This is a genomic window from Selenobaculum gibii, assembly GCF_030273445.1.
Lineage (GTDB): Bacteria > Bacillota > Negativicutes > ICN-92133 > ICN-92133 > Selenobaculum > Selenobaculum gibii.
This window is the reverse complement of record NZ_CP120678.1, coordinates 1,402,143-1,426,798: the sequence shown is the minus strand read 5'-3', so window position 1 is coordinate 1,426,798 and position 24,656 is coordinate 1,402,143. Positions and strand designations below refer to the sequence as shown.

Here is a 24,656-nt window from a genome sequence, read left to right as displayed (position 1 = left end):
GGTGATAATGATGAATAAAAAAATTGGACAACAAAGTATCCAATTCGCAAATCCGCCTATTATTATTTCTACCGCTAATATTGGTGGTCCAAAAGAGAAAGAGGGATACCAGGGAGAAAACTTTGATATCTTGATGGAAGACAATATTAATGGGTTTGATAGTTGGGAAAAATGTGAGTCGTATATGATGGAACAAGTAATAGCAAAGGCTGCAGAAAAAGCTAATAAACAAGTGAGTGAAATAGAGTGTATTTTAGCAGGGGATTTATTAAACCAATTGATGAGTACCCATTTTGCAATGCGCACATTGCAACGCCCTTTTTTAGGGTTATATGGAGCTTGTTCAACAATGGCGGAGAGTATTCTTATCAGCTCAATGATGATTGATGGGGGATTCGCAAATCTTGTCGCTGCTGCAGCATCAAGTCATCATGATGCTGCAGAAAGACAGTATCGTTTTCCTACAGAGTTAGGCGTACAAAGACCGCCCGTTGCACAATGGACGGTAACTGGAGCGGGATCATCTTTAATCTCCACTGTAGGAGATGGCCCTCGAGTTGTTGGTGCAACCATTGGAAAAATTGTAGATATGGGGATCAAAGATACGAATTCATTAGGAGCTGCGATGGCACCAGCGGCAGCAGATACATTACTTTGTCATTTTAATGATTTTGGTATACAACCAAGTGAATATGACATGATATTTACTGGTGATTTAGGGATGATTGGTAAAACAATGGTCATAAAATTATGTGCAGAGCATGGCTTTTATCTTAGTAATAACTATCAAGATTGTGGATGTATGATTTATCGAGAAGAGCAAGATGCACACGCAGGTGCGAGTGGTTGTGCGAGTTCAGCAGTAGTTTTCAATGGGCATATTTACAAAATGCTGCAAAAAAAACAATATAAGAAAGTTTTGTTAGTTGGAACAGGGAGTTTACACAGTCCAACATCTTATCAACAGAAAGAATCTATTCCTTGTATTGCTCATGCTGTAGCAATACAAGCTTAGGAGGGATAAGGATGCAGGATTATATCATGGTTTTTATTATAGGTGGTATTATTTGCGTTATTGGTCAGCTGTTAATGGATTTAACGAAGTTGACACCGGCGCATGTACTCGTTTCTTTTGTAGTTGCAGGGACAATTTTAGGCGGGTTAGGTTGGTATCAACCTTTAATAGAAATTGGTGGCGCTGGTGCAACGATACCTTTAACCGGATTTGGGAATTCTTTAGCGGCTGGAACAATCGAAGCGGTGGATAAACAAGGATTTTTAGGGATATTTACAGGGGCATTGACAGCTACCTCTGCTGGATTGATGTCAGCAATTTTTTTTGGGTTTTTAATGTCACTAATTTTTAATCCAAAAGGATAAGGTGAATGAATGAAAAAGCAAATGATAGAAGATGAGATATTGACATTGATGAAGGAAATGGATCAAAAAATTGAGTGTTTAGAAAAACTTATTTCGCAGCAGCAGGATTCTACAGAAAAGGATAGGGAAAAGAAGACGCAAGAAAATTGGAGTGAAAATGTAAAGAAAATAAGTGCTATGCAATATGAAATGTCAGAAGAATTGAGTCATAGTATGAAAAATTTAAAAAGTATTATTGTAAAAAGTGAAAAGTTATTAAGTGATGCTCAAGCAAATGAATCATGATGCAATACGAGATTCTTGAATTGAGGGGAAATGTATGAAAAAAAGAGTTCGGGTTATCTTGGTAACTGATGGGGATAGTGTTGCACAAGAGGCAGTTGAGACAGTGGCACAATCTTTAAATCTAAGATGTATATCCGCCTCCGCAGGGAATCCGACTCCGATTTCTGGCGAGACAATGGTAAATTTAATAAAACAAGCTGAGCATGATCCAGTTTTGGTGATGTTTGATGATAAAGGTGAGCCAGAAAAAGGGATGGGAGAGTTTGCGCTAGAGTATGTGGCAAAGCATCCAGATATTGAAGTGCTGGGGGCGGTTGCTGTAGCATCTAATACTACAGGAATTCAAGGAGCTAAAGTTGATTTATGTATTGCAAAAGATGGAACGATTAGTCGTACGGCAGTAGATAAAAAAGGTGATAAAAAATGTGGAAATCTTATGATTGGTGAACCAATCATAAAGGGAGATACTGTAGATGTACTTAATGAATTGGATATACCTTTAGTCGTTGGTATAGGGGATGTTGGCAAAATGAAAAGAAAAGATGATATTTGTATTGGTGCACCAATTACAAGAAAGGCTATCGAAGAAATTTTGCAAAAAAACAGTATTGATTATCAAACAGAAATCCTGTGATTTTCACAGGATTTCTGTTTATGCATAAATTAGGATTTAATAAAAAAAACGTTTAAAAGTAGATTCGTCATCGGATAAAGGAAAATAAGAATGAAAAGGCGAAATACATCATCATTATGCAAATTTGTACTTTTAATATGAGGTGTAATAGATGTATAGACCCAGAATGTCAGAATATGAGGAAACACAGTATTGTTTAATTCAACAATGGAAATCTGCAGAACCAGGAATTATCGCAAAGGCTCTGGATAAGGTAACAGCTCCTGCGTCTTGGGTATTAGAAAAAATAATTCCTTTGCAAGGGATAAAGTATGTTCTCGATAGTGCAAATTCTATTGCGAAAAAAACGACAGATGTTGAAAAATTAAAAAATACTGCTGCGGTAGCTGAAATTAAATATTTGCGGCATAAAGGATTGGCTATTTCTGATTTTTTAGCACACGATATAGAAAAGTGGGCATTGGGGATTGCAGCGACCGAAGGGGCGGCGACAGGCTGGGCTGGGTTCACGGGTTTGGTAATCGATGTGCCTGCAGTCATCACGTTAGCACTGAGAACGATTTATAAAATTGGTTTGTGTTATGGATATGAAGGAATTGAAGTGTGGGAGCAAGATTTTGTATTTGGAATTTTGTCCGCTGCAGGAGCGAATACAATAGAAGAAAAGATGGTAGCTTTAACGATGATGAATGAAATTAATATCGTATTGGAAGAGGAATCAAATCGACTGATGGGGGAATTTGCAAAAAAACAATTAAATCGCAGGTATGCGGTAATGACTGTAGAGAAGTTAACTAAACAGTTAGGAATGAATATGGCAAGACGCAAGCTAATGCAGGCATTACCGGTAATCAGTTCTGGTGTTGGGGCAGCAATTAATGTTTGGTATATAAATGAAGTCGTCGCTGCGGCAAAATGTTCTTATCAAGAGCGCTGGTTAATCGATAATCAAAAAGTTATGCGATGATTTGAAGGGATCGTACAATCTTTGCATCTTTTGCAGGGATTGATTATCTTTATGACGAATTTTATATAACTTATGATGATTTAGGAGGTTGGTAGATACGTGTTTGATGCAGATATGATTTTTCGTATTCCGGCATTGTTGATTGCTTTAACGATACATGAATATGCACATGCTAGAGTGGCCGTTCATTTAGGCGATCCTACACCAAGATTTCAAGGAAGGTTGACTTTAAATCCAATTCCACATCTTGATCCGATTGGACTGATTATGTTATGGCTCGTTCAATTTGGTTGGGCGAAACCCGTTGAGGTTGAGGCGCGTAATTTTAAAAATTGGCGACAGGGAATGATGTGGGTTGCTTTGGCAGGTCCGGCTGCTAATTTGATTATGGCATTTTTAGCTATGATAGTTATGGTTATTTTATTAAAATTTAATGTATTGACAGATTGGTTAATTATTACATTGAAAATGATTTATACCTATAACATTATCTTTGCCATTTTTAATATGATCCCTATTCCGCCGCTTGATGGGTCTAAAGTTTTAATGAACTTTCTGCCACATAAACTGGCTTATCAATATGAAAGTTACAGCAGATATGGATCATTTATTCTTATTGCATTAATTTATATCGGTGTAATTGGGGCGATTATTCGTCCTGTCCAATATTTTTTAAATTTTTTAATGAATCAATTTATTATGCTGATTTTTTAGGAGGAATTATTAATGACTAAAGGACGTATTTTTAGTGGGATGCAACCATCAGGACGATTTCATTTGGGGAATTATCTTGGTGCATTAGAAAACTGGGTTAAATTACAAAATGAATATGAATGCTTTTTTTCGATTGTTGATTTGCATGCATTGACATCTGCTTTTGAAAATACAAGTAAAATTCCCGAAAATATTCATAATATGGCGCTAGATTGGCTGAGCGCTGGGCTTGATCCAGAGAAAAATGTAATTTTTGTTCAATCGAAAGTAAAGGAACACGCTGAATTACATTTACTTTTATCCATGATGACTCCATTATCCTGGTTAGAGCGTGTTCCAACGTATAAAGATAAACTTCAACAACTTGGTGAACAGGGTAAAGACATTAATACATATGGATTCCTCGGATATCCTGAATTGATGACAGCGGATATTATCTTATATAAAGCGGAATATGTTCCAGTAGGGGAAGATCAAATTCCACATTTAGAACTTTCGCGCGAGATTGTTCGTCGATTTAATAATCTATATCAACCAGTATTTCCAGAACCGCAAGCGCAGTTAAGCAAATCATCGCTATTACCTGGAATTGATGGTCGGAAAATGAGTAAATCCTATGGAAATGAAATTCCATTCGCTGCTAGCCCAGAGGAACTAAGAGAACGAGTTCGCTTGATTGTTACTGATCCAAACCGTATCAAAAAGACAGATGTTGGGAATCCTGATGTTTGTGTAGCTTATAAATTTCACAAAATCTTTAATAAAGAGAATGTCAATGAAATTTGTAAATGTTGTAAACAGGCTGAAATTGGCTGTGTAGAATGTAAAAAGCGGTTAGCGGAAAAAATGGTAGACGTAATGACAGATATGCATACACGTCGTGCCGAATATGAAGCAAACCCTGCAAGAGTAAAAGAAATTTTAGCATATGGTGCTGAGCGGGCAAGAAAAGTTGCAGCTAAAACGATGGAAGAAGTTCGAGAGGCTATGCATTTGTAATCTATGGAAGCGTATAAAATAAAATTAGATGCATTTGAAGGTCCATTGGACCTCCTTATGCATCTAATTGAAAAAAATAAAATTAACATTTACGATATTCCGATTGCTGAGATAACAGAGCAGTATATGGGATATTTAGAGCAGTTTCAAGAGTTTAATATCGAGATAGCCAGTGGATTTTTAGTTATGGCGGCAACTTTACTGCAGATAAAGTCGCGAGTTCTTTTGCCAAAACCGCCAAAGTCAGAAAATGATGTAGCGGAAGAGGAGATTGATCCACGGCAGGAGCTTGTAGAACGATTACTAGAATATAAACGATTTAAAGAAGTAAGTGAAGTCTTGGATCAATTGGCAGTTAAACAAGCAAAGTATTTTTTTAAGCAACCAGAATCTTTAACGACTCGCTATTTACCACTTGAGGGATTACCGCTGTCTAGTTTGGTTAATGCTTTTAAAGCAGTTTTATCTTCTGCGGTGGAAGAAGCCGCGATTGTTGAGCGCGACCCATTTACAATTGAAGAAAAAATGGAAGATATAATTTTTTTGTTACAGAAAAATAAAAAAACGGTTTTATTTACAGATACTTTTAGCTGTATATCTAATAAGGCAGAGATGGTTACTACTTTTTTAGCACTATTAGAGTTAATAAAATTGAAACGAATATTTATTGAACAGCAATATGCATTTGCACCAATTTATATTAAATTAAAAGGAGAAAATGATAATGTTTTATGATGAATTAAAAGGGCATATTGAAGCATTATTATTTGTAAATGGAGACCCTTTATCAGTCCATCGGCTTGCAGATATTTTAAATGTTGATAAGGAGAATATTGAGGATTTAATCGTCAAATTGAAAACTGATATGGAAAGTAGTCAGCGTGGCTTGACAATTATAAAGGTTGCAGGCGGATATCAATTATGTACGAAACCAGAGCTATCAGAAATCATTGAAGCGTTAGCACAAGTGGTTGAACCTAAATTGTCAGTAGCGGCATTAGAAACTTTATCAATTATTGCATTTCGCCAGCCAATTACAAAGCAGGAAATTGAAATGCTAAGAGGTGTGCGTGTCGATCGTGTATTGACGACTTTATTAGAACGTGGTCTAATCGAAGACGTTGGGCGCAAAGAGGTGATTGGGCGGCCAATTTTATATGGGACAACAGAAGAATTTCTAAAGTGCTTTGGCTTAGATTGTATTGAGGATTTACCAGCCTTGCCGGAAAAAGGAATACAGGCAGAAATAAAAGATTATGTGTAATAACATTTTGTTTATTATACATAATTTTTTTTGTTTTGGGGAAAGTATAAATGATTAAAATATTAGGGTGAGATTATTTTGAAATATCTTTTAATTATATTTTTCCTGCTTTTTTGCGCATGGTTTTTTATTAAAATAAATTTATCGATAAAATATGTTAAAAATTCTACAGAAGATTTATTAACGATTAAAATACTTATTTTTAATATACGTTTATACGAAAAAATCTTTTCGCCTTATCTGAAAAAAATATATGAAAAATTTTTATTGAAAAAACTAAAAAAACAGCAACTTCAATCTCAAACAGAAGATAAATCAAAGGATAAAAACTGGAGTGAAATAAAAGATATCTTTAGTAGTTCTTTATATAGAACGCAAAATGAAAAAAACTTTGGGAATTTTAAGCATAAATTCGGCTTTAAAAAAGGCAAGATAAAGATATGTTATAGCTGTTATGATCCTGCGATTACATCGATTACCTATGGCGTTTTAAATTCATTGTTCTATACTTGTTTTATTCATAATGCAAAATATCTTAATATTGAGATTCAACCTAATTTTATTGTACAACAACTATTTGTAGATGCGGAATGTATATTTACTTTTACTTTTGGGGATTTTATATGTATGATAAGAAATTTTAAGCAGGAGGCAAAAAAATGAGCGATACGTCAATACAAGGTTTCATGCAGACTGCTATGAACAGTATTAGAGAAATGATTGATGTAAACACAATTGTAGGTGATCCAGTAACTACACCGGATGGGACAGTGATTATTCCAATATCGAAAGTAACTTTTGGTTTTGTCGCTGGTGGTGGTAAAGGTGAGATAGAACAAAATGAAAATAAAAGTGGCTTTGGAGGCGGCAGTGGTGGAGGTGTTAGTGTAAGACCGGTCGGTTTTTTAGTTTGTTCCGTAAATCAAGGAATTCGATTTATGTGTGTAGACAATCACAATGTTTATGATAAATTATTGGATTTTATGCCACAAGCAATGGAAAAAATACAAGAAATGCTTAATGGGAATATGACAAATTACGATGATTTAGAATCGAAAGAAAATAATTGAAATAATAAAACAAGACTTTCGTATTTAGGGGGTCTTGTTTTATTTTGTAAAGATTTGATAAAACAATGGATATCCTTTGACGAATGTTATAAAGATGTTTATAATATTTATTATGTTTTATTATCCGTTTGATTTGAAGGGAGCTCAATAATAGGTTTATGGTAAATTTATGGAAGATAATATTATGTATGATATTTTTAATAAATATGGGGGGAACGAATTGTTTTGCAAGTAGTGAACCCGCATTGACAGCTAAATCTGCAATTGTTATGGACGCGACGACAGGAAAGGTATTGTATGCTAAGGATGCTGAAAGCAGAAGGTATCCTGCAAGTACGACAAAAATGATGACGCTGATTGTTGCTTTGGAAAACGGCAATTTAAATGATGTTATTGAGGCGAGTGAAAATGCATCCAAAACTGAAGGCTCTTCTTTATGGCTTGAACATGGAGAAAAATTAACATTGAGAGATCTTTTATACGGTGTGATGCTTGTATCTGGAAATGATGCAACGGTAGCAGTAGCGGAACACATTGCGGGTTCAGTTGATGCATATGCAAAGATGATGACCAAAAAGGCCCATGAAATTGGAGCAGTTCACACAGCTTTTACGAATTCGAGTGGATTACCTGACACTAATCATTATTCGACAGCGCATGATTTAGCACTTATTGCTGCTTATGGCTATAGAAATCCTTTATTTGAAGAGATTGTAAGCACAAAGACTAAAATTATTCCGTGGGCAACGAATGATTATGGCAGAGAGTTATTTAATGAAAATAGAATGTTGTGGCTTTACGAAGGTGGAAATGGTGTTAAGACCGGATATACAAATGCAGCAGGTCGTTGTTTAGTATCCGCGGCTAAGCGTGATGGGATTCAATTGGTTGCAGTTGTGTTAGATAGTGAATTTATGTGGAATGACTCAATTGCGCTGTTAGATTATGGTTTCCAAAAAATAAAAGCAGTAAAATTATATAATGCCAATGCTGTCATAAAAAATGTTTCAGTAAACTATGGTGTTAAATCAGATGTAGATGTTGTTGCTAAAAATGATATTGTTGTTCCAATGGTCGATGAAGACAAAAAGAATTTTGTCACGGTGATTGACTTACCAGAAAAAATAGAAGCAGGCTTCCATGAAGGAACTAAATTAGGAACTTTAAAAATTATGTATAATAATAAAGAAGTAGCAACAACGGATTTGATAGCTGCCAATGGCGTAGATAAAAAATCGTTTTTTCAAACTGTATATAGATCATTAAATAAAGTATTTAATTTATTCATGACGAAGTTTTTCTAGAGCGACTATTAAAGTCGTTCTTTTTTTATTGTTTTTATTCATACCTTGGAATAGGAGGTGTGGCGATCAATGATAAATTATATATGGGGATTTTTTCTTGTGTTCGGAATTATTTATGCTGGATTTTGTGGAAATATTGAATTTGTAACAGAAAGTGCGATAAAAGCTGCCCAAGATGCCGTTTTATTATCTTTAAATTTGCTTGGTATGATGTGTCTGTGGCTAGGCCTGATGAACATTGCAAAGCAAGCAGGGATGATTCGTTTTTTGGCAAAAAATTTAAAGCCATTATTGAGATTGATTTTTCCTAGCATTCCAGCTAACCATCCTGCGCTTGGTGCGATTGTTATGACCATAAGTGCAAATATGCTAGGCCTTGGAAATGCTGCAACACCTTTGGGAATAAAAGCCATGCAGCAATTGCAAACCTTAAATAAAGAAAAAAAGAAAGCAACACCGGCGATGTGTACTTTCTTAGTTTTATGTACAACCGGAACGACTCTAGTTCCGATGACCATCATTGCGTTAAGATCGGCTATGGGGGCTGCTACACCGACAGACATTGTAGGTTGTGTACTTATGGTAAGCTGTATAGCGACAATTGCAGGTCTTGGCATGGATTTTTTATGCAGAAAAATATTGCGATTGAGGTGATGCTATGTTTGGCGATTTCATACAGGCAGTATCGATATGGTCCGTTCCAATGATTATCACTAGTATAATCGTACTTGGCTTGATTAAGAAAATAAAAGTTTATGAATGCTTTGTTGAAGGAGCAGCTGAGGGTATCCATACAGTAGTAAAAATTATACCTTTTTTAGTTGCGATGATGGTTTCCATCCAAGTTTTTCGATCATCAGGAGCAATGGGGGAATTTTTATCCTTTGGTGCCCCTCTTTTCAGAGTTTTAGGAATACCTAGTGAATTAATTCCTTTAGCGATGATGCGACCATTATCAGGTACGGGAACAATGGGCTTAGGCGTAGATTTAATGAATTTTTATGGCGTTGATTCTCTTTATGGTAAAATAGCTGCGACGATTATGGCGAGTAGTGATACTACTTTTTACATCTTAGCAGTTTATTTTGGCTCAGTAGGAATTAGTAAAGTAGGATACTCTATTTTTACTGGACTATTTGCGGATTTGGTAGCTTTTTTCACTGCTGTTTACCTAGGTTCTTTATTGTTTACCTAGCTTTTTCATCTTAGATCTGTGGCATTTTTAACTTGCCTGAATACTATGGAATTAAGATTTTAGGCAGGGAGGGAAAGCCTTGAGTAATGTAGTGATAAGTGGAGGCGGCTGGTCGGGATGCGCAGCCGCACTTTCGGCGGCCAAAGCTGGTGCTAAAGTTATTTTAATTGAAAGAACCGATCTACTATTAGGAACTGGACTCGTGGGGGGAATCTTCCGCAATAATGGAAGATATACAGCTGCTGAAGAAAGTATTGCCATGGGCGCGGGAGAGTTTTTTAAAGTAATGGACGAAAACTCTCGTCATACAAATATTGACTTTCCAGGGCATCAGCATGCATCTTTATATGATGTAACTACGATGGAACCAATGATAAAAAAAATTCTTTTAGAGTATGGTGTTGAAATAAAAACACAAGTTAGAGTAAATAATGTGAAGAAGGCAGGGCGGCATATAGAAGCAGTTGCTCTTGATAATGGAGAAATATTACAGGGGGATGCTTTTATAGATGCAACAGGTAGTGCTGGCCCGATGGGAAATTGTTTGCGTTATGGAAATGGTTGTGCGATGTGCATTCTTCGCTGTCCATCTTTTGGCCCGAGAATTAGCCTTAGTGGCAAGGCGGGGGTGAAAGAGTTCTTCGGTGAAAAAGCAGATGGTTCAGTAGGTGCGATGAGTGGTTCGTGTAAAATTAATAAGGATTCATTGAGCGATGAATTAAAAGCAGAACTAGAACGCAAAGGTGTTGTTGTATTAAAAATTCCAGAAGGACTAAGAAAAAAAGGTGGCTTATTAAAGAAAGCTTGTAGTCAATATGCACTAGATGCATTTGCAGAAAATATTATATTACTGGATACTGGCCATGCAAAATTGATGACATCTTATTTTCCGTTAATGGATTTAAGAAAAATTCATGGACTAGAAAAAGCGCGTTATGAAGATCCTTATTCTGGCGGAGTTGGGAATTCGATGCGCTATTTAGCAATAGCTCCATGTGATTGTACTCTACGAGTTGATGATATTGACAATTTATTTTGTGCAGGAGAAAAATCAGGTACAATTGTAGGGCATACAGAAGCTATTGTAACTGGATTACTTGCCGGACATAATGCAGTTCGGTGCAGCTTAGATATGGAATATTTAGTTTTGCCCAATACAATCGCAATTGGTGATTTTATCGAATTTGTACAAAGAAAAATGAATGATGAAAGCGGTAGAAGGATCCGCTATACTTTTTCTGGGTCAGTTTATTTTAATCGAATGAAAGAAGAAGGTCTTTATGAAATTAATTCTGAATTTATTCAGCAAAATATTGAAAAAGCTGGACTAAAAGATATTTATTATAAATGTTTAGTATAGGCAAGGGGGAGCTACTATGTTAAAAGAGTTAATAAAAAGATGCATTGATATCAATTCGTCTTATTGTCCTTGCCTTTTAGCAGATACAAACCATTGTGTGTATTGTTCGCAATTGCAGGGAAAAGAATTTTGTGATTGTGACTGGCAAGGTGTATGCATTTTGTATGAAAATTTTTGGCAAAAAAAATGTATTGCTACTAATAAAATATCTAGAGTTGAAGAAAAAACTCAATTTTCTATTAAAGAAAAACTCAATGAAAAAACTTATATCATTGAGTTTACGGTAAGTCAAGAATTAGCAGAAAGATTAGACGAAGTAGGAGCTTTTGTATTTTTACGTAATGCGGAAGATGAGGGATGTTGCTGTTTTCCTGTAGGGGTGATGGCCGTACAGAAAAATATAATAACAGTTGCAGTTGAGATTGTCGGCGCAAAATCAGCTCGTTTATTTATTAACGATGGGAATATTCTTGTAAGAGGGCCTTACTATAATGGAATGCTTGGAAAACCATGGATTGACAATATAAAAGAGAGTAATATATTATTGGTAGCTGGGGGAATTGGTCAGGCACCTGCATCTTCTGTAATACATAAGCTTGTTGAAAATAACAATATGATTACAGCCATTCTTGCCCCTGGTAAAGTGGGAAAAATATTTGTTGGTGAAAAATTGCGCAAGCAAGGTGTTTTAGTATATGATGTAGATAGTTTAAGAAAAACTGGGTTTGTACTATTAAAAGAGTTGCTTAATGATCGGAAAATTGATTTAGTGATTAGTGCTGGCCCAGACAGTCAGCATCGAGGCTTAATAAATGGATTAAATGATTATGGGTATAATATACCAATGGCGGTAACCAATAATGCTACAATGTGCTGTGGCGAAGGTATTTGCGGCAGTTGCCAGCAGATGAATCATGATAATCAAATGATGAAATTATGTAAAATGCAAGTTGATTTTAATCAAATTATGCAAAATTAAATAAGCTTTAAAAGGGGTAGGAATTTTGGAACGTTTACAAAAAGTAATGAGTCAAGCAGGGGTTGCATCAAGACGTGAAGCTGAAAAATTGATTTTAGCGGGTAGAGTTAGCGTTAATGGAAAAATTATTATGGAGCTAGGTACTAAAGTTGATATAAAGAAAGATAAGGTTCTTGTAGATGGAAAACCAATTGCGCTAGAAGAACCTATTTATATTTTATTAAATAAGCCTAAAGGTGTTGTAACAACGGCAAAAGATGAACGGGGAAGAAAAACAGTCGTTGATTTGTTAACTGAGGTAGACCAACGCGTTTATCCTGTTGGACGATTAGACTATAATACAGAAGGCGTTTTATTATTAACGAATGATGGTGAACTAACAAATCAATTGATTCATCCTAAATATAAAATCTATAAAACGTATATTGCAAAAGTTTTTGGTATACCAACGGAAGAGAAGTTGGATTTGTTAAGAGTCGGTATTCGTTTAGAAGATGGAATCACTGCACCAGCAAGAATTCGGTTGCTGAATGGGGATGCTTTAACAAATACAGCTGAAATTGAAGTTATTATTCATGAGGGAAAAAATAGGCAGATAAGGCGAATGTGTGAAGCAATTAAGCATCCAGTGAAAAGCTTGAAACGAATAGAGTTTGCTAATTTGGACTTAAAAGGGCTACGACGCGGCCAATACAGAACTTTATCACAACAGGAAATTGATCGATTAAAGAATTTTATCAATGGATAACAGGAGTAGTAAAAATGAAAAAAGTAATTGTAATTGGTGGCGGTGCAGCTGGTTTAATTGCCGCGATTTATGCAGCACGATCTGGGGCAAACGTTACAGTTTTAGAGAAGATGAAGCGAGTAGGTAAGAAATTATTGATTACTGGAAAAGGGCGTTGCAATATTACGAACACAGCAAGTAAGCAAGAGTATATAAAAAATATGATTGGAAATGGAAGTTTTTTGTATAGCGCATTTAGCCAGTATAGCAATGAAGATGTTGTAGATTTTTTTCATCAATTGGATGTCCCAACAAAAGTAGAACGGGGCGGCAGGGTGTTTCCCGTTAGTGATAAAGCGGCAGATGTTGTAAATGCTCTAGTGCATGAGGCAAATCGCTTAGGTGTTGAAATTATTACTGATCAGGCTGTGAGTAAAATTCAAAGCGCGGATGGAAAAATAACTGGGGTTAAAAGTATAAGTGGGGGAATATATCCTGTCGATGCAGTTATTTTAGCTACAGGTGGAGCTTCGTATCCTGGAACAGGGTCGACTGGAGATGGGTACACCTTAGTAAAAGAATTAGGACATAGTATTATAAAAATTCATCCTTCTTTGGTTCCATTAGAAACTGAAGATGAGTGGGTAAAAGATGCGCAGGGTTTGTCGTTAAAAAATATAAGGGCGACCATATTAGTGAATGGGATTAAAGCTGGAGAAGATTTTGGGGAGATGTTATTCACTCATTATGGGGTATCTGGTCCGATTATTTTATCTTTAAGTAGGTTAGTTGCGGAAAATTTGAATAAAGATAATTTTATTGAGCTGGTTATTAATTTAAAACCAGCATTAACGGAAGAAGTATTAAATAAACGGATTCAGCGAGACTTTGATAAGTTTATTCGTAAGCAGATAAAGAATTCTTTAGGAGAATTGCTTCCGGCAAAATTAATTCCTGTCATTATGGATTTAGCTTATCTTGATCCTGAAAAACCGATAAATCAGGTGACAAAAGAAGAACGTCAACGTTTAATTGAAACGATTATGGGATTGACCTTAACAATCAAAGGAACTCGGCCGGTAAGTGAGGCGATTGTAACGGCTGGCGGGATAAATATCAAAGAAATAAATCCTCGAACGATGGAATCTAAAATAATCCAAGGGTTATATTTTGCTGGAGAAGTAATTGATATTGATGGCTTAACTGGAGGCTATAATCTACAGGCCGCATTTTCAACGGGCTACGTTGCGGGATTTTATGCAGCCGATTAGATTAATCTGTTAAAATTTGTTTATAATAAATAAAAGGTAGGATAGAATAATTAGTTATTCTATCCTTTTTCATTATGAAATTATCGGAGATGAAAAAATGGATAAGTATATTGAAAAATTTTTATTTCGTGCTACATTATGTTTGATGATTTTTCTAATAGGCGTACAAAGTCTAATGTGTAATGATTTCTTTGTTATGTGTTTATCGATTGTAGATAAATTGGAGGGAATTAGAATTAAATGATGAACTAAATATAGTTTTAGCAGGAAGAAAAGGAGTTTGGGTAGAATAAGAAACAGATATTTGTAATTTTATCTGATAATTAGAAAGACTAATGTTTAAAGAATTTATAGAGACGTTCTAGTACTATAAGCTTAAAATTAGCTAGATGATTTCAGTGGAATGTTTAAATTATTTTATATATTTTTATAGAACTGGAGAGGGCTAATTGATGAAAGATATAATGAAAATTATAGCGGGACAAGGATTAAAAGGAGATTTTTTCATTCCAGGAGATAAGTCTATTTCTCATCGCAGTGTTATGTTTTCTGCACTTGGAGATAAACCGGTAAGAATTAAAAATTTTTTGAACTCCCAAGATTGCTTATCTACAGTGAAATGTATACAAGCGTTAGGGGTTAAGGTTGATTTTATTAATGAAAATGAAATTGTCATTTATGGGAAAGGTATTCATGGATTAACAGAGCCATCAGATGTTTTAGATGCCGGAAATTCAGGGACTACATTACGTTTAATGATGGGAATTTTAGCCGCACAACCTTTCTTTTCAACATTTACTGGGGATCAATCGTTAAGAAAACGCCCTATGCGTAGGGTAATTAATCCTTTAAGTGAAATGAAAGCAAAGCTTGTTTCTCGCGAAGATTCTAAATACTTGCCACTTGCAATTATTCCTGTGGATAAGCTTCAAGCAATTAACTATGCTATGCCCATGGCAAGTGCACAAGTGAAATCGGCTATTTTATTAGCTGGTATGTATGCTGAGGGAGAAACGATTGTTACTGAACCTTATACTTCACGAGATCATACAGAAAGAATGTTTGAAACGTTTGGAGTTAAATTAAGAAAGTTTGGTACGTCTATAGGAATTAAAAAAGTAGATAAATTTGTGTCTCCAGAGGAAATTGTCGTTCCAGGGGATATAAGTTCAGCGGCTTTTTGGCTGGTAGCAGCTTCAATTATACCTAATAGTAAATTGATCATTCGTAACATTGGAATTAATCCTACAAGAACAGGTATTTTAGATGTTTTAAAAGATATGGGAGCTAATATTGAGATAGTAAACGAAAAGTGGAGTGGAAAAGAACCAGTTGCAGATTTTATCGTAAGATCAGCAGAATTAAAAGGTGTCACTTTTGGTGCAGAAATTATGCCAAGGCTAATTGACGAAATTCCAATTCTTACTGTTGCGGCAATGTTTGCTGAAGGTGATACAATTATTTCTGGTGCTGGAGAGTTGAGAGTGAAGGAAACGGATCGATTAGCAGCAATTGAGGCAGAATTCACGAAAATGGGAGCAAAGATCCAGGCTACTGACGACGGATTAATTATTCATGGAAAGGCAGCTTTAAAAGAAGCAGAGTGCTACTCTTATCATGATCATCGTATTGCAATGGCATTGGCAATCGCAGGCATGGCTGCACATGGTGTTACAATTCAGTCTCCGCATTGTGTGGATATATCTTATCCTAATTTTTATACTGTTTTAAATGAGCTAAAAAAGTAATGAGGAGATAAAAATGAATAAGAAGAAATTAGTAATCGCAATGGATGGGCCGGCAGGGGCAGGAAAGAGTACCGTAGCACGATTAGTTGCAAAAAAGATGAATTATACATATATCGATACTGGTTCTATGTATCGAGCTGTAGCTTGGAAAGTTTTAAAAGAAGATAAAGGAGCGTCTAAGACTGCAATCTTAGACGTGTTAAAAAATATTCAGCTACAATTAAAATATGGGAACGATAAAGTTTTAGTGTTTATGGATGAATTTGATATTACAGAACAAATACGCACGCCGGAGGTCACTGGATTGGTATCAAAAGTGGCACAAATAGGTGAAGTTAGAGCTAAAATGGTAAATTTACAACAGAATATGGCGCTTAATGGTGGCGTAGTCATGGATGGTAGAGATATTTGTACGCATGTATTACCAAATGCTGAAATAAAAGTTTTTTTAACCGCTTCGATTGAAGAACGTGCAATGAGGCGTTGGAAAGAGTTGAAGAATAAGGGATATGAGATTGGATTAAAGGAGCTGCAGCTAGAAATAGCTGCGCGAGATAAAGCTGATAGTGAACGGGAAATATCTCCACTTATTCAGGCAAAAGATGCAGTTTTAATTGATACGACGAATATGAGCATTCATGAAGCTGTAGATTCTATAATAAAATTATGTGAAAGGGCATAATTATGTATAAGTTTTTAAAAAGTTTATTTAAGTTTATATTTAATGTAATTTTTCGCTGTAAAATATCTGGGATAGAAAATATTCCAACTCATGGAGGAGTTATTATTGCGGCAAACCATTTGAGTTTATGGGATCCTCCTTTAGCTGCAACCTATGTACCTAGATATGTACATTTTATGGCAAAAGAAGAATTGTTTAAAATTCCTTTATTGGGAACTATAATAAAAAAATTATATGCTTTTCCTGTTAAACGAGGTGCAGCAGATCGTTCTGCGATTAGGAACTCTATTCAACTATTGAAAGATGGAGAATGTTTAGGATTATTCCCAGAAGGCACGCGTAGTAAAAATGGGAATATCGGTAAAGCTGAGCCCGGGGTTGCATTAATCGCAATTAAAGCTGGGGTTCCGGTTATTCCAACTGCTGTAATTGGGACAAATAAAATTTTTGGGCCTTTTGAGGTTAAATATGGGAAAGCAATTACCTTTGAAGGTGAGCAAGCTGATAAGGTGCAACTACAAAAATTTTCAGAAGAAATTATGGAGGAAATTATGAATTTAATTAAATGTTAAATTCATAATTATAGATATTTAATAATGAAAGTAATATTAGCGAAACATCATGGCTTTTGCTATGGCGTAAAAAGAGCAGTAAAAATAGCGCAAGATAGTGTTAGTTTAGAAGGAAAAGCGTATACGTTAGGACCAATTATCCATAATCCTCAAATGGTTGAAAAATTAGCGAATGAAGGAGTAGGAATGGTTCACTCCCTTGATGATATAAGACAAGGAACTGTTATTGTTCGCTCGCATGGTGTAGGACCAAAGGTTTATGAACAAGCTGAGGAGAAGGGGCTAACTTTAGTAGATGCAACTTGTCCACATGTAAAAAAGGCACAGATGGCGGCATATGAGTTGTCGGAAGCAGGCTATCAGGTGATTATTGTTGGTGAAAAATCACATCCGGAAGTGAAAAGTATTTTTGAGTGGTCTAAAAATCGAGCTATTATTATTGAACATGAAGCCGAGTTAAATGATATAGTTTTCTTTAATAAGGTTGGGGTTGTGGCACAAACTACTTTTTCAGGCGAAGAATTTCAGAAAATAGTGGATTCTTTAATTGAAAGAGTAGAAAATGTAAAAGTTGAGCGCACAATTTGTAATGCTACTGAAAAGAGGCAAGAGGCTGCAGTGGAGTTAGCTAATCAAGTCGATATGATGATTGTTATTGGAGGAAAAAATAGTGCGAACACTACAAGATTAGCAGAACTTTGTTTGAAAAAAAACAAACATACGTATCATATAGAAACAGTAAATGAAATAAATGATAATTGGTTTAATAAAGGCATAAATACAATAGGAATAACAGCTGGAGCATCAACACCAGATTGGTTGATAGAGGAGGTTTATCATAAAATGAATCAAATGGAAAACTTTTTAGGTGACGATTTAAAGGAAATACAACAAGGTGATATTGTACAAGGCAAAATAATTAGTATATACAATAATGAAGTATTTGTTGATATTGGCTATAAATCAGAAGGGATTATACCAATCAATGAATTAGCATTTCCACAACCGGAAAATATTGAAGATATCATAAAAATAGGTGATAAAATTGATGTATTTGTAGTAGAGGTTGATGGAAAAAATGGATTGCTTTTATCAAAGATTAGAGCAGATAAGGTTGTTGCATGGGATAAAATAAAAGATGCTATGTTAAATAAAACCGTGTTAGAGTTGAAAGTTTTAGAAGCAGTGAAAGCGGGATTAGTTTTATCTGTTTTTGGGCTTAGAGGATTTGTCCCAGCATCGCAAATTGATTTGCATTATATTGAAGATTTGACTCAATATGTAGGAAATGCATACAGCTTTATTATAATTGAAGTTGATAAAGATAAACAAAAAGTTATTTTATCTAGACGTTCTTTATTAGAAATTGAGAAAGCAAAAAAGGAAAATGAGCTTTTCGATTCTTTAGCTATAAATCAGATTCTTGAGGGTTCTGTAAAACGCTTTGTAAAATATGGTGCTTTTATTGATATTGGTGGATTTGATGGATTGCTTCATATTTCGGATATGGCTTGGCATCGGGTAAAAGATCCAGCGGAAATTATGAGTATTGGTGATATCGTAAAAGTAATGGTTACAAAAATAGACAAAGAAGCAAAAAGGATATCTTTAAGTTTAAAAGATATAGTTAGAGATCCTTGGCTTGATAAAGTTGATTTAATTAAAGAAGGTATGATTGTTCAAGGAAAGGTTACTAAATTAATGGATTTTGGAGCTTTTGTCAAATTTAATGGAGCTTTGGAAGGTTTAGTTCGTTTAAATGAATTGACTGAGAAACGTATACATAAAGCAGAAGAAGTCGTTAATATTGGAGATGATTTGAAGGTAAAAGTAATCCAAATTGATAGAAAAAATAAGCGGATAGGATTAAGTTTATTACAAGTGAAACAAGATGCTGAGCGGGAAGAGTTTAAAAAATATATTCAACATCAAGAGGCTGTAAATGATACATTAGGAGATAAATTTGGACATCTTTTCAAGAATTTTTCTGATTAATAAAAAATTATTATTTAATTCAAAAACATGGCTTTCTAAGTCATGTTTTTGAATTTTGTGGACGAAAATGGGCAATATATTCTTAATCCATTCTTAAATTAAGAGGTGATAAGAATATGAATTTTCCAATAGGTATGATTGCTTTACTAGTTATTGGAGTTTTAATTTATTTTGGTGTTGCGCAACGGCTTTTAGATAGAATGCGATTAAATGATCGACAAGCGGTTATTTTTATCATTCTGATGATCATGGGGAGTTTTTTAGAATTTCCACTTTTTCAAGGAGGGAGAATTCAAGTTTCTGTAAATGTAGGTGGGGCAGTATTGCCATTTTTATTGTCGGTATGGTTAATTTTTACTTCTGATCGTGGGATTGAAAAGATTCGTGCAATTGGTGCATCAATTATGGTTGCTTTATTTATTTTTTTAGGATCTAAATATTTTCCGTTTGAACCAGAAACCATGTTTATGGACCCTAAAATTATTTATGGAGTTGGTGCTGGTTTAATTGCGTATTTAATCGGAAGATCGAGACGAAGTGCTTTTATTGGTGGGGTTTTAGGTGTGATTTTAAGTGATGTTGTACACTTAATTACGTTATTAAGAAATAATATTGTTGGTACAAGCGCATTAGGTGGAGCAGGAGCTTTTGATGTCACAATTATTGCAGGTTTAATTGCTGTAATGACTGCTGAGCTAGTGGGAGAAACAAGAGAAAAATTACAAGGTGGACACAGGGCTAATAACCGGATTCATAAAATCCAACCGATGTATGAGTTTAGTGATGAACTAACTGAATTAGAGCAAAAAGAAAAGGCTGACGTTGTATCTATTGACCAAAAACGAAAAACTTCTTCAAAGTTAAAAGAGCAAGGGAGAAGGAATAATGAAAATGATTAAATATAAAAATATTATGCTTTTAACGGTTTTGCTTCTTTTAGTTACAGTAGATGTAAAAGCGGAAAATATGTATTATAACATGGTGGACGATAGTGGGAAAATCGTTTATACAACTGGATGGAAAGTTCGTATTGGTGATGAATTTATTACCGAAGATAATAATAGATATCAAATTACATCTATTCAAGGGCAAATTGCATATGTGAAATTATTGGAAAAGAAAGATGTTGCACAATTAAGTCATTTTTTTGTTTCAAATTTTGCTGATTTACTAGAATTGCAGCGTGTTTATGCGCAAGATAATAAAAAAATTGCGATTTACCATACGCATAATGATGAAGCTTATGTTCCTAGTGATGGGACAGAAAGTTCAGATAGTGGGAATGGAGGGATTATCAAGGTAGGAAATGTATTTTCAGATGCTTTAGCTAAGGAAGGATTAGAGCCTATACATGTGGATACAAATCATGTACCGCATGATGATATGGCATATGAAAGATCCAGGCGCACAGTCGTTCAATTATTAAAGCAAAGTCCGGCAGCGATTTTTGACATTCATCGTGATGCTACACCACCGGAAGCATATCAGGCGAATATCAATGGCGAGGATATAACAAAAATACAATTGGTTGTAGGAAAATATGGACCAACAGGGAAGCAAATTGAAGAATATGCACTTCAAATGAAGGCAGCCTCTGATGAACAATATCCTGGATTAGTTAAAGGAATCTTTTTTGCTAAAGGTGGAGACTACAATCAAGATTTACATCCTAAATCTATGTTGCTTGAAGTTGGCTCTCATACCAATAATCGTGAAGCAGCTGAACGTGGGATTGCTATGTTTGCTGCAGTTGTTCCAAGTGTAATTGGTGTAACTTCAGCTAATAATAGTAATATTGAAGGGAAAAGTGGCGTTGGAACACCAGCAGCAGGAATATCGGGTTCAGTTAAATCTATTGGTTGGATTATTTTATTTTTTGTTATAGGTACGGCGGTGTTCTTATTTTTAAGTACTGGTAGTATGAGAGAAGCTAAAGGTAAACTGAGTAATTTTCGCAGAAAAGAATTTGCAAACTTTTGGGGAAAGAAATATAATAAAGATAAGGAAAAATAGCAGAATATAAATTTTCTATGCTAGGAGTGTTATTTTACTCCTAGCATAGTTTTATGAAGTAGGTATGGGGTGGAAAAATGAGTCATTACGGTGTTATTGCCGGAATACATAAAGAGAGTTTAGCTGAAGAATTGGGTTTGGAAATTGGGGATAGGATTCTTAGTGTAAATGGACAGGAGTTAATGGATATTATAGATTTAAGTTTTGCATTTGCGGAAGAAGAAATAGAGCTTTTGATTGAAAAAGCAAATGGTGAGCAAGAACTTATTGAATTTGATAAAGAATATGATGAAGAATTGGGCGTAGAATTCGAAAGTGCTGTTTTTGATAATATTCGACGCTGTGGAAATAAATGTTGGTTTTGCTTTGTTGATCAAATTGCTCCTAATATGCGAGACAGTTTGTCGATTAAAGACGATGACTATAGAATGTCTTTTCTATATGGAAATTTTGTTACGTTAACTAATATTCGCGAAATGGATTTAAAAAGAATTAAACAATTGCATCTTTCTCCATTATTTATTTCTGTTCATACAACAAATGGACAATTAAGAGCTCGGATGCTTAATAATAAGCGAGCGGCGAATATCATAGAGCAGCTTGAGTACTTAGTTAAAAATGATATTCAAATTCATACCCAAATTGTTTTGTGTCCGGGAATTAATGATGGTGAGATATTAGATCAAACCATTCATGATTTAATTAACATGGGAGAAAATGTTTTATCCTTGGCTATTGTTCCTGTAGGCTTAACAAAGTATCGGGAAAGTTGTTATTCGTTAACAGGTTTTTCAATGGAGCAAGCAGGGAAGATAATTGAGCAAGTTGAAAAATGGCAGCTGATTGCACGGAAGAAGTTTGGAAAAAATTTTGTTTACTTAGGAGACGAATTTTATTTTTTAGCTAATCAAGATATTCCAGATGCTGATTATTATGATGATTTTCCGCAACTTGAGAATGGTATTGGACTTACGAGAGATTTTATTGAGGAATGGAATGCTTGCCAAGATAAGGATTGCAATGCGTATGAAGAGCCGATATACTTAGATATTGTGTGTGGCAAATCCGCCGAAAAAATATTATCGATATTATTACGTGAGTTAGAGATAAAAAATTTGTTCATTAGAGTTATTCCTATTGAAAATAAATTTTTTGGTGAAAATATTACTGTTACGGGTCTTTTAACAGGACAAGATATTATCCAGCAATTAAAATTCCTATCTGGAAAGCGTGACGGAATCATTATTCCTGGTGTTTCTTTGCGAAAAGGAGAAAATATATTTTTGGATGATTATCATATTAGTGATATTGAAAAAGAATTAGGGGCAAAAGTTCAAATTGCACATGATGCAGTAGATTTAAATCGTTTGTTAAAAATGTGGAATAATGTTAAGGAAGAAAATGAAACTGAAGACATGAATTATACTTGGCAGGGAAATTGTGCATATACAAAAAATAATTGATAAAGATGAGGGATGAGAATGAGTAAACCAATAGTCGCAATTGTAGGACGACCGAATGTTGGTAAATCTACATTGTTTAATCAAATTGGGAAAAAGAGGGTATCTATTGTTGAAGACATACCTGGAGTTACACGTGATCGTATTTATTTAGATGCAGAATGGTTAAATACTGAGTTTACAATGATTGATACTGGTGGGATTGAGCTTGAAACAACAGATCATATCTTAACGTCTATGCGTCATCAAGCGAATTTAGCAATTGAAGAAGCTGACGTTGTTGTATTTGTTGTAGATGCAAAGACAGGGATGACAGCAGCCGATGAGGAGGTTGCACATATTTTACGTACAAGTAAGAAACCGATCTTGCTTGCTGTAAATAAGGTGGATAGTCCAAATAAAGAAAATGAAATTTATGAATTTTATAATTTAGGATTGGGCGATCCCATTCCTATATCCGCATCTAATGCATTAAATTTAGGAGATTTATTAGATCAAGTAGTTGAAAATTTTCCAAAGGATGCAGTGGATGAGAAGGAAGCTGATGAAATTAGCATTGCAGTAATTGGAAGACCTAATGTAGGCAAATCTTCGCTTGTAAATGCTTTACTCGGGCAAGAGCGTGTCATCGTGAGCAATATTCCAGGGACAACTCGAGATGCGATTGACACTCATTTTGTCAAAGATGATACGAAATTTATTTTAATTGATACAGCTGGGATGCGTCGTAAGGCTAAAATTGATTTACCGATAGAACGATATAGTGTTATGCGTTCACTTCGTGCAGTAGATCGCTCTGATGTTGTTTTGATGGTCATTAATGCTGATGAAGGGATAACTGAGCAAGATAAAAAAATTGCTGGTTATGCGCATGAGGCTGGAAAAGGTATAGTTATTGTAGTTAATAAATGGGATTTAGTAGAAAAGGATGATAAAACTTCGTTACGTTTTACGGAAGATTTGCGGGATGAGATAGGCTTTATGCAATATGCGCCAGTTCTATATACTTCTGCATTAACTAAACAAAGAGTACATCGTGTGACTGATTTAGTGAAATATGTAGCAGAACAACAAGCGATGCGTATTCAAACAAGTGTTTTGAATCAAGTGATTACAGACGCAACGGCGATTAATCCGCCACCATCGCATAAAGGGAAAAGATTAAAAATATATTTTACAACACAGGCAGATATTAAGCCTCCTACGTTTATTTTCTTTGTAAATGAACCTGAAATCATGCACTTTTCTTATTTAAGATTTTTAGAAAATAAGTTAAGGGAAAGTTTTGGTTTTGAAGGAACACCATTAAAATTAATTGTACGTGGAAGAAAAGAAGAGGAAGTTTAATTTTGAATAAAGGACGATACGTATGGAAATGTTTCTTATTGCACCGATTGCATATTTGATAGGTTCAATTCCAAGCGGTTTGATTCTTGGAAAGCTTTTTTGGAACACTGACTTGAGAAAGTTCGGTAGTAAAAATATTGGGGCAACGAATGCATATCGAACGTTAGGAATATATCCTGCAATAATAATTTTTGCTGCTGATTTTGTAAAAGGTATTTTAGGTGTTTTGCTTGGAATTTATTTTTTAAACACACCTATAGCGATGATTATTGGTGGGATCGCAGTAATTATCGGACATAATTGGTCGCTATTTTTACGTTTTTCTGGGGGGAAAGGTGTAGCAACAGGACTTGGTGTTATTGCGATATTGATGCCTATAGTGACATTGGCTATATTTATTGTTTGGGTTCTAATTGTGGTTTTTACAAAGTATGTATCTTTAGCTTCAATTGTTGCTGCAGGATTAGTTCCTATTCTTGCTTATTTTTGGATTGGTCAAATAGAGTACATAATTTTTAGCGCATTAGCAGCCGGATTTGTTATATATCGGCATAAATCGAATATTATTCGTTTATTGAAAGGGACGGAAGTAAAAATTAAGGCTGGGAATAAATAAAATATTAAAGATAAAAAAACTGAATTCATATATGGATTCAGTTTTTTTATCTTTAATATTTTGTAATATATTGG

28 protein-coding genes are annotated in these 24,656 nt (G+C 34.9%); all 28 read left to right on the top strand.

Annotation, left to right across the window (positions count from 1 at the left end):
• Positions 1 to 7: 7 nt before the first annotated feature.
• The 28 genes from spoVAD (at position 8) to plsY (ending at position 24,582) form a co-directional block, all read left to right on the top strand.
• On the top strand, positions 8 to 1,015 hold the full coding sequence (gene spoVAD, locus P3F81_RS06870; protein WP_309320201.1) for a stage V sporulation protein AD: 1,008 nt from the start codon (positions 8 to 10) through the stop codon (positions 1,013 to 1,015).
• An 11-nt stretch (positions 1,016 to 1,026) separates the two neighbouring features.
• Positions 1,027 to 1,380, top strand: a complete 354-nt coding sequence (gene spoVAE / locus P3F81_RS06865; protein ID WP_147668986.1) for a stage V sporulation protein AE — start codon at positions 1,027 to 1,029, stop codon at positions 1,378 to 1,380.
• 9 nt (positions 1,381 to 1,389) lie between these two features.
• Positions 1,390 to 1,665 (top strand): hypothetical protein, encoded by a 276-nt coding sequence (locus tag P3F81_RS06860; RefSeq protein ID WP_147668983.1) that lies wholly within the window; start codon positions 1,390 to 1,392, stop codon positions 1,663 to 1,665.
• A gap of 34 nt (positions 1,666 to 1,699) precedes the next feature.
• Positions 1,700 to 2,299 (top strand): stage V sporulation protein SpoVABEA, encoded by a 600-nt coding sequence (gene spoVAEA, locus P3F81_RS06855; RefSeq protein ID WP_147668980.1) that lies wholly within the window; start codon positions 1,700 to 1,702, stop codon positions 2,297 to 2,299.
• A 151-nt stretch (positions 2,300 to 2,450) separates the two neighbouring features.
• Positions 2,451 to 3,266 (top strand): EcsC family protein, encoded by an 816-nt coding sequence (locus P3F81_RS06850; RefSeq protein WP_147668977.1) that lies wholly within the window; start codon positions 2,451 to 2,453, stop codon positions 3,264 to 3,266.
• 114 nt (positions 3,267 to 3,380) lie between these two features.
• Positions 3,381 to 3,980: a site-2 protease family protein gene (locus tag P3F81_RS06845; RefSeq protein WP_147669239.1), complete on the top strand. Its 600-nt coding sequence runs from the start codon at positions 3,381 to 3,383 to the stop codon at positions 3,978 to 3,980.
• Positions 3,981 to 3,992: 12 nt separating this feature from the next.
• A complete protein-coding gene (trpS, locus tag P3F81_RS06840; RefSeq protein ID WP_147668974.1) occupies positions 3,993 to 4,979 on the top strand; it encodes a tryptophan--tRNA ligase in 987 nt (328 codons plus the stop codon).
• A gap of 3 nt (positions 4,980 to 4,982) precedes the next feature.
• Positions 4,983 to 5,714, top strand: a complete 732-nt coding sequence (locus P3F81_RS06835) for a segregation and condensation protein A (protein WP_147668971.1) — start codon at positions 4,983 to 4,985, stop codon at positions 5,712 to 5,714.
• A complete protein-coding gene (gene scpB, locus P3F81_RS06830) occupies positions 5,704 to 6,243 on the top strand; it encodes an SMC-Scp complex subunit ScpB (RefSeq protein WP_147668968.1) in 540 nt (179 codons plus the stop codon). Before P3F81_RS06835 ends, scpB begins: the two co-directional genes overlap by 11 nt.
• A gap of 78 nt (positions 6,244 to 6,321) precedes the next feature.
• Positions 6,322 to 6,906: a hypothetical protein gene (locus P3F81_RS06825; RefSeq protein WP_147668966.1), complete on the top strand. Its 585-nt coding sequence runs from the start codon at positions 6,322 to 6,324 to the stop codon at positions 6,904 to 6,906.
• Complete coding sequence (gene ytfJ, locus P3F81_RS06820) at positions 6,903 to 7,313, top strand: GerW family sporulation protein (protein WP_147668963.1); 411 nt, start codon at positions 6,903 to 6,905, stop codon at positions 7,311 to 7,313. The genes P3F81_RS06825 and ytfJ overlap by 4 nt, the downstream gene beginning before the upstream one ends.
• Positions 7,314 to 7,501: 188 nt before the next feature.
• Positions 7,502 to 8,617 (top strand): D-alanyl-D-alanine carboxypeptidase family protein, encoded by a 1,116-nt coding sequence (locus P3F81_RS06815; RefSeq protein WP_309320197.1) that lies wholly within the window; start codon positions 7,502 to 7,504, stop codon positions 8,615 to 8,617.
• A 69-nt stretch (positions 8,618 to 8,686) separates the two neighbouring features.
• Positions 8,687 to 9,271, top strand: coding sequence for a nucleoside recognition domain-containing protein (locus P3F81_RS06810; protein ID WP_147668957.1), 585 nt, complete (start codon positions 8,687 to 8,689; stop codon positions 9,269 to 9,271).
• Positions 9,272 to 9,275: 4 nt separating this feature from the next.
• On the top strand, positions 9,276 to 9,812 hold the full coding sequence (locus tag P3F81_RS06805) for a spore maturation protein (protein WP_147668954.1): 537 nt from the start codon (positions 9,276 to 9,278) through the stop codon (positions 9,810 to 9,812).
• A 79-nt stretch (positions 9,813 to 9,891) separates the two neighbouring features.
• Entirely contained in the window at positions 9,892 to 11,172 is a 1,281-nt protein-coding gene (locus tag P3F81_RS06800) for an FAD-dependent oxidoreductase (protein ID WP_147668951.1), read from the top strand.
• Between the two features lie 16 nt (positions 11,173 to 11,188).
• Positions 11,189 to 12,151 carry a hypothetical protein gene (locus tag P3F81_RS06795; protein WP_147668948.1) on the top strand — a complete coding sequence of 321 codons (963 nt, stop codon included), beginning with the start codon at positions 11,189 to 11,191 and terminating at the stop codon, positions 12,149 to 12,151.
• Between the two features lie 22 nt (positions 12,152 to 12,173).
• Positions 12,174 to 12,899, top strand: a complete 726-nt coding sequence (locus P3F81_RS06790; protein ID WP_147668945.1) for a pseudouridine synthase — start codon at positions 12,174 to 12,176, stop codon at positions 12,897 to 12,899.
• Between the two features lie 14 nt (positions 12,900 to 12,913).
• A complete protein-coding gene (locus tag P3F81_RS06785; RefSeq protein ID WP_147668942.1) occupies positions 12,914 to 14,149 on the top strand; it encodes a BaiN/RdsA family NAD(P)/FAD-dependent oxidoreductase in 1,236 nt (411 codons plus the stop codon).
• Between the two features lie 97 nt (positions 14,150 to 14,246).
• Positions 14,247 to 14,393 carry a hypothetical protein gene (locus P3F81_RS06780; protein ID WP_177504095.1) on the top strand — a complete coding sequence of 49 codons (147 nt, stop codon included), beginning with the start codon at positions 14,247 to 14,249 and terminating at the stop codon, positions 14,391 to 14,393.
• A 208-nt stretch (positions 14,394 to 14,601) separates the two neighbouring features.
• A complete protein-coding gene (aroA, locus tag P3F81_RS06775; RefSeq protein WP_147668939.1) occupies positions 14,602 to 15,897 on the top strand; it encodes a 3-phosphoshikimate 1-carboxyvinyltransferase in 1,296 nt (431 codons plus the stop codon).
• Positions 15,898 to 15,910: 13 nt separating this feature from the next.
• On the top strand, positions 15,911 to 16,579 hold the full coding sequence (gene cmk, locus P3F81_RS06770; protein WP_147668936.1) for a (d)CMP kinase: 669 nt from the start codon (positions 15,911 to 15,913) through the stop codon (positions 16,577 to 16,579).
• 2 nt (positions 16,580 to 16,581) lie between these two features.
• Positions 16,582 to 17,151, top strand: a complete 570-nt coding sequence (locus P3F81_RS06765; RefSeq protein WP_147668933.1) for a lysophospholipid acyltransferase family protein — start codon at positions 16,582 to 16,584, stop codon at positions 17,149 to 17,151.
• Positions 17,152 to 17,175: 24 nt separating this feature from the next.
• Positions 17,176 to 19,146, top strand: coding sequence for a bifunctional 4-hydroxy-3-methylbut-2-enyl diphosphate reductase/30S ribosomal protein S1 (locus P3F81_RS06760; RefSeq protein ID WP_147668930.1), 1,971 nt, complete (start codon positions 17,176 to 17,178; stop codon positions 19,144 to 19,146).
• Positions 19,147 to 19,262: 116 nt separating this feature from the next.
• Positions 19,263 to 20,045 carry a DUF1614 domain-containing protein gene (locus P3F81_RS06755; protein ID WP_147668927.1) on the top strand — a complete coding sequence of 261 codons (783 nt, stop codon included), beginning with the start codon at positions 19,263 to 19,265 and terminating at the stop codon, positions 20,043 to 20,045.
• Positions 20,032 to 21,159 (top strand): stage II sporulation protein P, encoded by a 1,128-nt coding sequence (gene spoIIP / locus P3F81_RS06750; protein ID WP_147668924.1) that lies wholly within the window; start codon positions 20,032 to 20,034, stop codon positions 21,157 to 21,159. The genes P3F81_RS06755 and spoIIP overlap by 14 nt, the downstream gene beginning before the upstream one ends.
• Before the next feature lie 77 nt (positions 21,160 to 21,236).
• On the top strand, positions 21,237 to 22,622 hold the full coding sequence (locus P3F81_RS06745; RefSeq protein WP_147668919.1) for a DUF512 domain-containing protein: 1,386 nt from the start codon (positions 21,237 to 21,239) through the stop codon (positions 22,620 to 22,622).
• A gap of 18 nt (positions 22,623 to 22,640) precedes the next feature.
• The gene (der, locus tag P3F81_RS06740) at positions 22,641 to 23,966 is read left to right on the top strand and encodes a ribosome biogenesis GTPase Der (RefSeq protein WP_147668917.1); all 1,326 of its coding nucleotides are present in this window, start codon (positions 22,641 to 22,643) and stop codon (positions 23,964 to 23,966) included.
• A gap of 22 nt (positions 23,967 to 23,988) precedes the next feature.
• The gene (plsY, locus tag P3F81_RS06735; RefSeq protein WP_147668914.1) at positions 23,989 to 24,582 is read left to right on the top strand and encodes a glycerol-3-phosphate 1-O-acyltransferase PlsY; all 594 of its coding nucleotides are present in this window, start codon (positions 23,989 to 23,991) and stop codon (positions 24,580 to 24,582) included.
• The last annotated feature ends 74 nt before the right edge of the window (positions 24,583 to 24,656 follow it).

What these genes read in the sequence shown, in the direction of transcription:
- P3F81_RS06795 (WP_147668948.1), top strand. Translation starts at nt 11,189, where the DNA reads ATGTTAAAAGAGTTAATAAAAAGATGCATTGATATCAATTCGTCTTAT.
- aroA (WP_147668939.1), top strand. Translation starts at nt 14,602, where the DNA reads ATGAAAGATATAATGAAAATTATAGCGGGACAAGGATTAAAAGGAGAT.
- P3F81_RS06780 (WP_177504095.1), top strand. Translation starts at nt 14,247, where the DNA reads ATGGATAAGTATATTGAAAAATTTTTATTTCGTGCTACATTATGTTTG.
- P3F81_RS06845 (WP_147669239.1), top strand. Translation starts at nt 3,381, where the DNA reads ATGATTTTTCGTATTCCGGCATTGTTGATTGCTTTAACGATACATGAA.
- trpS (WP_147668974.1), top strand. Translation starts at nt 3,993, where the DNA reads ATGACTAAAGGACGTATTTTTAGTGGGATGCAACCATCAGGACGATTT.
- P3F81_RS06805 (WP_147668954.1), top strand. Translation starts at nt 9,276, where the DNA reads ATGTTTGGCGATTTCATACAGGCAGTATCGATATGGTCCGTTCCAATG.
- spoIIP (WP_147668924.1), top strand. Translation starts at nt 20,032, where the DNA reads ATGAAAATGATTAAATATAAAAATATTATGCTTTTAACGGTTTTGCTT.
- P3F81_RS06850 (WP_147668977.1), top strand. Translation starts at nt 2,451, where the DNA reads ATGTATAGACCCAGAATGTCAGAATATGAGGAAACACAGTATTGTTTA.
- plsY (WP_147668914.1), top strand. Translation starts at nt 23,989, where the DNA reads ATGGAAATGTTTCTTATTGCACCGATTGCATATTTGATAGGTTCAATT.
- P3F81_RS06815 (WP_309320197.1), top strand. Translation starts at nt 7,502, where the DNA reads ATGATATTTTTAATAAATATGGGGGGAACGAATTGTTTTGCAAGTAGT.
- scpB (WP_147668968.1), top strand. Translation starts at nt 5,704, where the DNA reads ATGTTTTATGATGAATTAAAAGGGCATATTGAAGCATTATTATTTGTA.
- P3F81_RS06745 (WP_147668919.1), top strand. Translation starts at nt 21,237, where the DNA reads ATGAGTCATTACGGTGTTATTGCCGGAATACATAAAGAGAGTTTAGCT.
- spoVAD (WP_309320201.1), top strand. Translation starts at nt 8, where the DNA reads ATGATGAATAAAAAAATTGGACAACAAAGTATCCAATTCGCAAATCCG.
- der (WP_147668917.1), top strand. Translation starts at nt 22,641, where the DNA reads ATGAGTAAACCAATAGTCGCAATTGTAGGACGACCGAATGTTGGTAAA.
- P3F81_RS06810 (WP_147668957.1), top strand. Translation starts at nt 8,687, where the DNA reads ATGATAAATTATATATGGGGATTTTTTCTTGTGTTCGGAATTATTTAT.
- spoVAE (WP_147668986.1), top strand. Translation starts at nt 1,027, where the DNA reads ATGCAGGATTATATCATGGTTTTTATTATAGGTGGTATTATTTGCGTT.
- P3F81_RS06785 (WP_147668942.1), top strand. Translation starts at nt 12,914, where the DNA reads ATGAAAAAAGTAATTGTAATTGGTGGCGGTGCAGCTGGTTTAATTGCC.
- ytfJ (WP_147668963.1), top strand. Translation starts at nt 6,903, where the DNA reads ATGAGCGATACGTCAATACAAGGTTTCATGCAGACTGCTATGAACAGT.
- P3F81_RS06860 (WP_147668983.1), top strand. Translation starts at nt 1,390, where the DNA reads ATGAAAAAGCAAATGATAGAAGATGAGATATTGACATTGATGAAGGAA.
- cmk (WP_147668936.1), top strand. Translation starts at nt 15,911, where the DNA reads ATGAATAAGAAGAAATTAGTAATCGCAATGGATGGGCCGGCAGGGGCA.
- P3F81_RS06760 (WP_147668930.1), top strand. Translation starts at nt 17,176, where the DNA reads ATGAAAGTAATATTAGCGAAACATCATGGCTTTTGCTATGGCGTAAAA.
- spoVAEA (WP_147668980.1), top strand. Translation starts at nt 1,700, where the DNA reads ATGAAAAAAAGAGTTCGGGTTATCTTGGTAACTGATGGGGATAGTGTT.
- P3F81_RS06835 (WP_147668971.1), top strand. Translation starts at nt 4,983, where the DNA reads ATGGAAGCGTATAAAATAAAATTAGATGCATTTGAAGGTCCATTGGAC.
- P3F81_RS06765 (WP_147668933.1), top strand. Translation starts at nt 16,582, where the DNA reads ATGTATAAGTTTTTAAAAAGTTTATTTAAGTTTATATTTAATGTAATT.
- P3F81_RS06755 (WP_147668927.1), top strand. Translation starts at nt 19,263, where the DNA reads ATGAATTTTCCAATAGGTATGATTGCTTTACTAGTTATTGGAGTTTTA.